The sequence below is a fragment of the Okeania sp. SIO3I5 genome (assembly GCF_010672085.1).
In the GTDB taxonomy this organism is placed as follows: Bacteria; Cyanobacteriota; Cyanobacteriia; order Cyanobacteriales; family Microcoleaceae; genus Trichodesmium.
In genome coordinates this window covers 37,520-49,479 of sequence record NZ_JAAHHT010000046.1, presented here as the reverse complement: position 1 = coordinate 49,479, position 11,960 = coordinate 37,520, and the positions used below count along the sequence as shown (strand labels likewise).

Below are 11,960 nucleotides of genomic sequence, written 5' to 3'. Positions count from 1 at the left end.
TTTCAATTCCTTCAGCTAAGACATTGACATCATTCCATAGAATAAAACTACGAAGATCAAAATTGCCAACTAAGTCAAGGGTAATAGTAGCAGTTGCAGAACCTGAAGAAAATCCGTTAAAATTTGTTGTGCTTCCATCAGCAATTTCTTCTAGAAAAAAATCATTGAAGTTTTCTGTTAGATCGGAAGTTGGAACAATTTGATTGTCATTAATTAATGAAAAAGCTTGAACCTCGCTCATATTTAGTATGACGCTTAAACCGATACCTAGAGCTAAACAGTTTTTCAGTACCTTCTTCATGTGGATTTAAAACAAATTAATGTGATCTATGGTTGATTAGAATTGATGTAAAAGCTGATGTCAAACTCTGTGAAAATCCTACAGTATGGGTTAACTGGTAATAGTATATATTTTCTCTATACCACTCTGTATAAACTACAAGATTTTAGATTTTTATCTTTCTAATTTTCCTGGGTTCAAAACACCAGTATCTAAGGTAGGGACGTTGCAGACAAAGTCCCTACTGCAAAATAAATTTCCTAATTTAGGAAAGCACTGATGCCAGAAGTAAAAGCATAGAAAGGAGCTACAGGATGTGTAATTAATTTTGCAGCTATTAGTTAAGACGATATCGGAATAAGTTGCTGGGATTTAAACTACCTATTAATGGAGATGTTTGATAAAATAAGTATATTCATAAAATGATTTTAGAGATAATATATAATTGTATTGTTAAGATTATTTTCAATAAAAAGTGCCTCCAATCAAATCAAGTCATAACCTTACCATAAAATAATGAATATAAAAATAATAGAATTATGAATAACCAGCAAATTACAATTCTAATAGTAGACGATTGTGCCGATAATTTAGATATTCTCTCGGAGCTAATTAGTCAGAAAGGATACAAGGTCATACAAGCTATTTCTGGTGAAGTAGCATTAAAATCTTTAATTGGCAATAAACCAGATTTAGTATTAATAGATGTGATGATGCCAGAAATGGATGGATATCAAGTATGTAGATGTTTAAAAGCTAACCCTCTAACTGCTCATATACCAGTGATTTTTTTAACTGGTTTATCTAATACTGATGAAAAAGTCAAAGGATTTGCAGCCGGAGCAATAGATTATATTACTAAACCAATTCATCCTGAAGAATTATTCGCAAGAATAGAAACTCAAATTACAATCAAAGAACTGGAGATAAAATTAGCAAAACAAAATAAGCAACTACAAAAAGAAATAGAAATTAAGAAACAGCAAGAGAAGAATTTGTCAGCAATTATTACTAATATGTCAGAAGGTCTGATGATTATTAGCAGAGACGGTAAAATAGTTTTTGTGAATCCGGCCACAGAATTGTTATGGGAAAAATCAGCTCAAAAACTAATAGGTGAAAATATAGGTATTCCTCTGGTAGATGGTAATGAAACAGAAATATATATTCGACAAAAATCTGGAAAAATTATCTTTATAGAAACACGCATAGGAGAAATTATTTGGGAAAATCAAACAGCTTATCTCCTGACTATGAAAAATGTCACAGAACGCCGTAAGGAACAAGAACGTTTAAAACTATTAGAAAGAGCAATATTTACAGCACCTCAAGGAATTGTAATTAGCGATCTCCAAGCAGAAAATCAACCATTAATATATGTGAACTCAGGTTTTGAAGAAATTACAGGTTACTCAGCAGCAGAAGTTATAGGTAGAAATTCTCGTTTTTTACAAGGTAGTAATACAGATAGAACAGAAATAGAAAAAATTAGACACGCGATCGCTGTTGGGGAAAGATGCCAAGTAGTATTACAAAATACTCGTAAAGATGGTAGTAAGTTTTGGAATGAAATTACAATTTCTCCAGTATATGATGATTATGGGAATTTGACTCACTATGCAGGAGTACAGATAGATGTTACGGAGCGCATAGTTGCAGAACAAGAATTACGGGAAAGTGAAGCGCGTTTTCGTTTGATGGCAAATGATACCAATATAATGATTTGGGTATCAGAATCTGATGGTGATTGCACATTTTTTAATACAACATGGTTAGAATTTACTGGATACAATTTGTCGCAAGCAGTAGCATATGGATGGTTAGAAAGCGTTCATCCAGATGACCGAGAAACTTGTAGGCAAACTTATGCAAAGAGTCACAAAACTCCTGCTAAGTTTAAAATAGAATATCGTCTGCGTCGCTCTGATGGCAAATACCGATGGATACTAGATACAGTTAGGCCAAGATTTACTCCTAATGGTACTTTTGCAGGTTATATTAGTGCTGGTATTGATATTACAGATCGCAAACAGTCGGAAATCGAACTGTCTAAAGCAAAAGCTTCCCTAGAAAGACAAATAAAAAAGGCATTATTGCTCAGAGATATTACTCAAAAGATTCGCTCTTACTTACAACCAGAACAAATATACCAAACAGCAGCAACTCAAATAGCAACAATTCTCAAGGTAGATCGTTGCTTGATTCATACTTATACAGAGTTTCCGATACCAAGAATTCCATTGGTTGCTCACTATCAAAGTTCCGATCTAGATTTAATTTCTAATTTGGAAATACCTATATTAGGTAATGGTCATGCTGAGTTGATGTTGTCACAAGATTCAGCGATCGCGACAGATGATGTTTATGCTGAACCTTTGCTCAAAGCAGCTTTCCCTTTATCCGAGCAACTTAAGATCAAGTCAATGATGGCAATTAGAACTTCCTATCAAGGGAAAACCAATGGAGCGATCGGTTTGCATCAATGTAGTTATATGCGTCATTGGAAAGTAGAAGAAAAAGAGTTATTAGAAGCAGTAGCAGCTCAACTAGGTATTGCGATTGCTCAAGCACATCTTCTGGCACAAGAAAAACAACAACGCCAAGAAGTAGCTCAACAAAATCAACTATTGGAGCAAGAAATCCAAATTCGGAGACAGATCGAAGAATCACTCAAAAAAAGCGAAGAACGTTGGCAGTTGGTACTAAAAGGTAATAATGAGGGGATTTTTGACTGGAATATTCAAACCAATGAAGCCTTTATTTCACCAAGACTAAAAGCAATATGGGGGTATCAGGAATATGAAATTAAATCCCATTATGATGAATGGTGCAGTCGTATTCATCCAGATGATTCTCATAGAGTTAGAAATTTTTTAGAGGAGTACCTGGCGCGAAAGCATTCACAGTTCAGTATTGAATACCGAACAGTCTGTAAAAGCGGTATCTATAAATGGGTTTCAACTAAAGGACAAGCTCTTTGGAATGAGAATGGTATTCCAGAAAGAATGGTAATTTCTCATCAGGATATTAGCGATCGTAAACAGATAGAAGAAGCTTTAAGAGAGAGTGAAATTCGTTATCGGGAGTTGGTAGAGTCACAGGATAGCGTACTGGTTTGTAGATGGAAAGCAGATGGAAAGCTTACATTTGTTAACCACTACTACTCTGAATTTTTTGGTAAATCTGCAAGTGAACTCTTAGGCAGTAATTTTTGCCACTTGATACAGGATGAACTAAGTCAGCAGCAGATTGAATCAATGAGTCCACAAATTTTAGAAACTCAAATGAAATCTGCTTCAGGAGAATTACGATGGTTGAGTTGGACAAATCAACCAATTATTGATCGAGATCGAAATTTAATTGAATTTCAATCTTTTGGCATTGATATTACAGAGCAAAAACAACGGGAAGATGCTCTGCGTTTGATTGTTGAAGGAACTGCAACTTATATAGGTAAGGATTTTTTCCATGCTTGCGTTAAAAATATAGCTCAACTTTTACAAGTTCGTTATGTTTGCATTAGTGAATCAAAGGAATCAAAAAATCTCGTAGAACTGAGAGCATTTTGGACTGGTTTAGAAGTAAAAGATCGGATTTTTACTTCCCCAGTAGATACTCCCTGCGATCAAGTATTGGAGGGTCAAATTTGTCGTTATCCAGACTCCGTACAACAATTTTTCCCTCAAGCTTCTTTTTTAATTGAATTAGGTATAGAAAGTTATTGGGGTTTCCCTTTATATAACTCCCAAGGTAAAGTTCTTGGTGTGTTAATAGTGATGGATGTTTTACCCATAAATCTTAGTTCTTCTCAAGAGTTAATTTTGAAAATTTTTGCCGCACGAGTGGGAGCAGAATTAGAACGTTTGCAAGCAGAGGAAAAACTTAAAAGTTCCCAGCAAAGACTTTCATTCCTGTTACAAAATACTCCAGTTGGAGCGATCGAATGGAATACTGAGTGGGAAATTGTGGCATGGAACCATACTGCAGAATTAATCTTTGGCTATACTGCGAAGGAGATAATAGGTAAAAAAGGATTAGAATTGATAGTTCCTGAAAATAGTAACGTCTTGCTGGAAAGTATGACGGAAATACCTCTGAGTGGTAACTACACGATCGCTGAAAATTTAACTCAAACGGGTAAAACAATTGTTTGTGAGTGGTATAATACTCCTCTTTTAAATCCAGAGGGAACAATTATTGGATTTGCTTCTATTGCCATTGATATTACTGAGCGTCAGCAGCAAGAGTTATTACAAAATGCACAAAATACAGTCCTGAAAATGGTAGCTCAAGGTGAATCGTTATATAAGGTATTGTTAGAATTAACAACTCAAGTTGACAAAATATTACCATCAGTGAATTCTGTAATTATGTTGGTGGAACCGAATGGTGAATATTTACGCCCTTTTGTAGCACCTAATCTTCCTCAAGTTTGGCTAGAAGCTATTGATCCTATATCTGTTAATATTTGCTCTTTGAATAGAGCAGTTAATCTTCATCAACGGGTAATTATTGAAGATATTGTTAACAACTTGGAATGTGCAACTTTGAAACAACAAGCTTTATCTGCTGGTCTGCATTCTTGTTGCTCTGAACCAATTTTTTCTGGTGGAGAAAAGCAAGTTGTTGGTACTTTTATGATGTACTTTAGCAACAAGCGTTTTATGTCGCGCAGCGACGAATCATCAAAAATAAAAGACTTAGAAATACTTGCGTCTTTAGCAAGATTAACAGGTTTAATTATCGAGCATAAGCAAAGAGAAATTGAACTTAAAAATGCTAAAGAAGCTGCGGAAACTGCTAATTTTGCTAAGAGTAATTTTTTGGCTTCTATGAGTCACGAGTTGCGTACTCCTTTAAATGCTATTTTAGGTTTTAGTCAATTGTTGGCGCGTGATGATTCTTTGAATGAAGAGCAAATTCAACAAGTAAAAATTATTAATCATAGTGGTGAACATTTGCTAAATTTGATTAATGATATTTTATCTATGTCTAAAATTGAAGCAGGTAAAGTTACACTCAAAGAAAACTTATTTGACTTATACGATTTTCTGAAAAATTTGCAAAATATGCTGAGTTTAAAAGCAAATGAAAAAGGTTTAAAGCTACTATTTGAATTAGCAGATGACCTGCCTCAAATTATTACCGCCGATGAAGGAAAATTGCGTCAAGTTCTGATTAATATTATAGGTAATGCCATCAAATTTACATCCCAAGGAAAAGTTAGTTTATTAGTATCTAATAGTGACAATTCCGGGAAAATAAAATTTACTATTACAGATACTGGTTCAGGAATTGAAAGTTCAGAAATAGATGCTTTGTTTGAGCCTTTTGTGCAAACTACTACAGGTCGAAAATCAATAGAAGGAACAGGCTTAGGTTTACCCATTAGTCGTAAATTTGTGCAATTAATGGGGGGAGAAATATCCGTTAGTAGTAAAATAGGAAAAGGCACAAAATTTACTTTTGAAATTCTTGCCAAAGTTCCCGAAGAACTTAAAGAAATAGCAGCAATAGAAACATCATCTAAATCTAATCAAATAAAAATTATAGGCTTAGAACTTAATGAGCCAAGTCATCGAATTTTAGTAGTTGAAGATATCAAAGAAAACAGTCAATTATTAACACAATTATTGCAGCCATTAGGATTTCAAATTCAGGTTGCTGAAAATGGTAAAGAAGCTATATCTATTTGGCAAACTTGGCAACCACATTTAATCTTTATGGATATTGTTATGCCTGTTATGGATGGTTATGAAACTACTAAAACTATTAAACAAACACCCTTGGGTAAAGCCACCACTATTATTGCTCTAACCGCTAATGCTTTTACAGAAAATCGTGATGCTATTTTGGCTGCTGGTTGTGATGATTTTATTGCAAAACCTTTTTCAGAAACCCTACTGTTAGAAAAGTTAGCTAGTCATTTAGGAATAGATTATCTGTATCAAAATTATCCATCAAATTTAGTTCCTAAAAAACCTCAAACAAAACTGACAAAAAAATCTTTAAACATCATGCCTGCTGAATGGTTAGAAGAATTACATTTTGCTATACTATCTGTGAATGAAGAGCGGCTAAATGAGCTAATTCAGCAAATTCCTACAACAGAAGTTCAACTAATAAATTGCTTGAAAAATTTAGTAGCAAATTTTCGTTTAGATGTTATCCTTGAGTTGATAGAAAGTGAGGCATAAATGAACCCAAAAAAAAATCATAATTTACCAGAAAATATCTTAATAGTTGATGATGCACCAGAAAATTTACGACTCTTATCAACTATGCTGGAACATCATGGATATCATGTTAGAAAAGCGATCAATGGCAAGATAGCAATTAACGGCGCACAAATTGCTAAACCAGATTTAATATTACTTGATATTAATTTACCAGATATAGATGGCTATGAAGTATGCCAAAAATTAAAATCTTTGGAATCAACAAAAGAAATACCAATAATTTTTATTAGTGCTTATAGTGAAGAAGTAGATAAAGTTAGAGCATTTGAAGTAGGAGGTAGAGATTATATTACTAAGCCTTTTCAACTTCGGGAAGTCTTGGCACGAGTTGAAAATCAACTATCTATTTATCAGTTACAAATGCAGTTAAAAGAGAAAAATTTGGATCTAGAAAAAGAATTTATTGAACGTCAAAATGCTGAGGAACAACTACATTTTTTATTATTAATTACTCCCCCTATTAGTGCTGCCTTAGATATTAATTCGGCATTAGAAATTACCCTGCATCATATTTGTTCAAATATTGGATGGGATTATGGTGAAGCTTGGCTGCCTAATTCTAATGAATCTAAACTTGTACATAGTCAATCTTACTATATTTATTCACAAAATTTATCTGAGTTTCAAAATCATCGAAAAACATTAACATTTGCTCCTAATATAGATTTACTAGGTAGAGTTTGGGCATCTCAAAATTCAGAATGGATAGAAGATATTTCTGAGACATCATCTCAAGAATTTGAACATTACGCTCTTGCCTTAAAAATCGGATTAAAATCAGTTTTTGCAATGCCGATTTTATGGGGCGATCGGGTATTAGCAATTTTGGTATTTTTTAAGAAAGAAACTTTACCAAAAAATCAGCAGTTAATTGATTTAGTGAAAATAGTAGGAACTTATTTAGCAGTAATGATTCAAAGTAAAAAAGCTGAATATACTCTCAAATTAGCTAATCAAAGATTATCTCTACTTGCTACTTTGGATGGTTTAACTCAAATAGCTAATCGTCATCGTTTCGATCAGTATCTAGAGCAAGAATGGCAAAGAATGAAATCGGATAATTTATCTCTATCTTTAATTATTTGCGATCTAGATTATTTCAAATTATACAATGATAATTATGGTCATCAAGCTGGAGATAATTGTTTAAAACAAATAGCCAAAACTATTCAAAGAACTGTAACTCGTCCGGAATATTTAGTGGCTCGTTATGGAGGAGAAGAATTTGGTATAATTCTACCCAATACTAATACTGAAGGTGCTTTGATTATTGCTGAAGCTATTAGAGCAGAAGTAGAAAATCTCAAAATTATTCATAGTCAATCTCAAATTAATCAATATGTGACAATTAGTCTTGGTATATCAACAATAATTCCTGAAGAAAATAACTCACCAAGCGAATTAATTGCTCTAGCAGAAAAAGCACTTGATCAAGCCAAAAAACAACGAAATTGTTCATGCCAACTATGAGTAATGAGTAATGAGTAATGAGTAATGAGTAAGGAGTAATGAGTAATGAGTAAGGAGTAATGAGTAATGAGTAATGAGTAATGAGTAATGAGTAATGAGTAATGAGTAATGAGTAATGAGTAAGGAGTAAGGAGTAATGAGTAATGAGTAAGGAGTAAGGAGTCAAAGGTTAGTTAATTATGAATACAAATCTTCCCGGACTGCCCCCCGATGATTACAACTGTGGTCTCATACGCATGAAAACTGCTATAATAAAAAGCCAATCATTCCTGCGAGCAAAGTGTAAGTATTTAAGCAGACATGATATCATATCTTAATTATTGCTCTGCTGATTAAATCTGAAAGTGTTTACAGATAAAGTTTTTGACCCTTTTAAGTATTGAAAAAGTGGGAGATTTTGAGTTGAAAAGCCTCAAAATGTTAGTATTTTAGACGCATAGTTGGACAGAGAAATTGAGGAATAATTCTAACTCCTACTTCCTCTAAATTCCTATTCCTATTTCTACTGACTACTGACTACTACAAAGAGCAAAAATACTTTTTCAGCAAACCCTAATTAGGGTTTGCTGATTAAATTTTAAAGCATTGACAGAGCAAGGTTTGAGCCTGTAATGATATTAAAAAAGTACAAGGTTTTAGCTATGCAAGAGCTGCATAAAGTAAGGATTTTGATTGACCCGAGGCAGAAAAATCACGAATTAAATTCTTCCTCCTGCCTCCTCGCTAATTCCTTACTCCTCCTGTCTCCTGTCTCCTGTCTCCTGACTCCTACCCTCACCCATAAGACTTTTTCAGCAAACCCTAATTAATAGACTTCTTCAAAATTAATCTCAAACTTTTGCAATTCAATTGCTAAAACTTAGTTTCTGGAGATGCCTAATGTATTTTCCCATCAAATATCAGAAAAATGATTGTAATTGCTTTAATTTGCTTGGTTTCAATAATACTAGGATTATACCTAGGTAAGAAGTTAGGAGATAGAGGAATAACAGCAGAAAATGCTTTAGTAAATCATCAAAGATTAACTTATATAATATTAATATTCCTAGCTACAGTTATCAGCACATTTTTACTAAGTGCCAAAGCTAATTCAAAATTATTCCCCCAAATTATTTTGTTATACTCTGGAGAATATACTAATGATTTTGTCTTGGGTTTAGGATGGTTTAGCGTAGGTTTTTTACTAGGTCTGGAATTACCTATTCAGGGCGATCGCCAACGTTTACAAAAGCTAATTTTAGCAGTGATAATAATGACAATTCCATTAGCAGGACTCATCCATTACTCTCTTCCCGTCACGAATTTATTAGGGAAACCAGTAGTGGTTGAAGAAGTCGTATTACAGACAACAAACTACACTTGCGCTCCTGCCAGTATTGCTACAATTGCTCGCATAACTAATACTTTTCCCAATTTCTCGGAACAGGATGCAGTTATCCTTACAGGTACAAATAAATTCGGGACTAGCACCCTAGCTGAAATGCGGGCTTTGCGTCGTCTAGGTTTAGCGCCCCATTTTCGAGACTCACTAAAAACTATAGACCTAATAAACCTGAACCTACCCGCCCTGCTACACGTTAAAGAACCAGTAAATGGCAGATATATTGGACACGCAGTCGTACTCTTGCAAGTTGATGAGGTAGCACAAACAGTAACTATTGGCAACCCACTCTACGGGCAACAGCTTAAAACTTTTGATCAGATGCAGGAATATTGGACAGGGGAGGCTGTGGTTTTAGGGCAATACAGCGCTTTTCAGGAGTAAGGAGTAATGATTCAATAATTAATAATTAATAATGAATAATTAATAACTACCTCTCCTTGAAACTGATAGGATTGACTCCTGAATGAAAATTTTTATTTATTATCCCCTATCCAAGGTCCGGCTTTAAACCAAAATTTTTCGGTAATAGGAGCTTACTTGCCAAGCTCTTAAAGATAGGCAGTTACGAAGTCAGATAGGGGAACCATCGGATTGGCAATGTACAGAAGTTGTTTTTGTAACAGAGATTTTCAGCAAATCTCCAAAAACGTTTCGCCTTCAAAGGCGGGGTTGCACAACCCAATTATTTTGATGAATTTTTTCTGAAATAAACTATAAGATATGAAAATTGTTAATTTCATATCCCTATTCACTATTCTCTATTCCCTGACTTCTGCAAAAAGTCGGCATTGCATAATTGTGGGATGATTTTGTTAGAAAGGATCGAGCATAATCTGCGTGTCCCCGTGTCAGCCTTAATCATTCCAGTATTTAGCAACGCCGAAAGTCTATTAATAACCACCTGGTTCTTCTTCATATTCTGGCACCTTAGTTTTCTGAGGAATATTTACGCGAGGTGCCTGATAAGGTTTTGGAGACTCATCATCAGCCCAAGCATCTTTCTCTATCTCCTCATCATATTCATACTCTCTAGTAACTTGATACTCTTTCTGCTGACTTTTATCCTCTTCATAATCATATTCAGCACCTGAGTCGCCCCAATTATCTTCTTCATAATAGTCATTATTAGCAGGTTCTACTCTTACTTGACGTGCTGATGGAGGAGCAACAGGTTCTGGCTCATAATAGTCATCATAAACTGCTTCTCGTTCTAGTTGCCGTGGAGGAGGAGCCATTTCCGCTTCATAATACTCATTATAAACTGGTTCTGGTTCAACCACTCTACGTCTTATTGGCTCTGGTTCAGCCCAGTCTTCATCCCATGTTTCCTGAGTAGAGGGTGCTACTGTACGAATAGGTTCGCGAGTAACTGGTTGTCCTGGAGGTAATTGATTTTCAGGTTTTACAGTGGAAGGATAATATAATCCCTCTTCTTCTCTTTGCCAAGGAGCTTCCCCTAAACCTAGACGTTCTAATACTCCCATTGTTAACTGTTTGAGTTTTTCTTCAGAACCTTCAAATACAATTAGACGGTTTGGCCCACTGCTGACAATTTCATCAATAGAAAGTTCGTAAGTGCTAATAATTTGGTCTGGAATTTGGGGTATACCAATAGAAGCGATAATCAATGACAAAACTTTGCCATCTCTGGTATCAATTTTGAAGCCTCGAACTCTACCTAACAAGTCGCCATTTTCTGTCAAGACTTCACTATTTATCAAGCTACTATAAGCTTCAGTATCAATATCTTCTTCTAATACTTCTTCATCATCTACTAAGATAACATCACCTAATTCACGGATGTTCTTGAGAAACATAAACTTGGGTATTCCAGCTACTGCCAATATATTGTCCCGTAGTCCAATAGCCACCACTTCTCGTCTATCAACGTCTACCCATAACTGACTTACTACTCCTAGGCGTTTACCTTTATCACGAGTAATTATTTGAGTTCCTAACAGTTCGGAGCGTTGGCGGATTTTTTCAGATGTCATTATTGTCTAATCCCGATTTTAAATAAAAAGTCAAAGGTCAAAGGTCAAAAGTCAAGAGTCAAAAATTAGATAAAATTATAATTTATCAGGAATGTAGCAGTAAGCATTTCAGCTATAAAAAGTCAAAAGTCAAAAGTCAAAAGTCAAAAGTTAGATAAAATTATAATTTATCAGGAATGTAGCAGTAAGCATTTCAGCAATTGGCTTCTTTTGGTCTATAGAACCAACATAGTATCTTAGCCCGCAATTAAACTTTTGAGTCAGGAGTTGTCCGTAGGAGTTAGGCAATACAGGAAAAAGACTAGAAATTTTCCCCTAACCCCATCTCCCTATATATTTTGGCTGGTAGCTCAAAGCTAATAGCTAGTTTGACTCAGGAGTAGTCCGTAGGAGTTAGGTAATACAGGAAAAAAATTGGAATTTACTCCCCATCTCTCCATCTCTCCATATCCCCATCTCCCTATCTCCCCATCTCCCTATATATTTTTGCTGGTAGCTCAAAGCTAATAGCCAGTTTGAGTCAGGAGTTCTCTGTGGAAATTAGGCAATACAGGAAAAAAATTGGAAATTTTCTCATCCCCCCATCTCCCCAT

5 protein-coding genes are annotated in these 11,960 nt (G+C 34.8%); 3 read left to right on the top strand and 2 right to left on the bottom strand.

Features of this window, described 5'->3' with window-relative positions; genetic code table 11:
* Window positions 1–241: hypothetical protein (locus F6K40_RS13510; protein ID WP_293136621.1), on the bottom strand; the 241-nt coding region annotated here is incomplete at its 3' end.
* Window positions 242–819: 578 nt separating this feature from the next.
* Between F6K40_RS13510 and F6K40_RS13505 the strand changes: the two genes are divergently transcribed.
* From F6K40_RS13505 to F6K40_RS13495, 3 genes are all read left to right on the top strand, one after another.
* Complete coding sequence (locus F6K40_RS13505) at window positions 820–6,477, top strand: PAS domain S-box protein (protein ID WP_293136619.1); 5,658 nt, start codon at window positions 820–822, stop codon at window positions 6,475–6,477.
* Window positions 6,478–7,989, top strand: a complete 1,512-nt coding sequence (locus tag F6K40_RS13500) for a diguanylate cyclase domain-containing protein (protein WP_293136617.1) — start codon at window positions 6,478–6,480, stop codon at window positions 7,987–7,989.
* 907 nt (window positions 7,990–8,896) lie between these two features.
* On the top strand, window positions 8,897–9,754 hold the full coding sequence (locus F6K40_RS13495) for a cysteine peptidase family C39 domain-containing protein (protein WP_293136615.1): 858 nt from the start codon (window positions 8,897–8,899) through the stop codon (window positions 9,752–9,754).
* 509 nt (window positions 9,755–10,263) lie between these two features.
* Here F6K40_RS13495 and F6K40_RS13490 read toward each other — a convergent pair.
* Window positions 10,264–11,367 carry a PRC-barrel domain-containing protein gene (locus F6K40_RS13490; protein WP_293136613.1) on the bottom strand — a complete coding sequence of 368 codons (1,104 nt, stop codon included), beginning with the start codon at window positions 11,365–11,367 and terminating at the stop codon, window positions 10,264–10,266.
* Window positions 11,368–11,960: the final 593 nt, after the last annotated feature.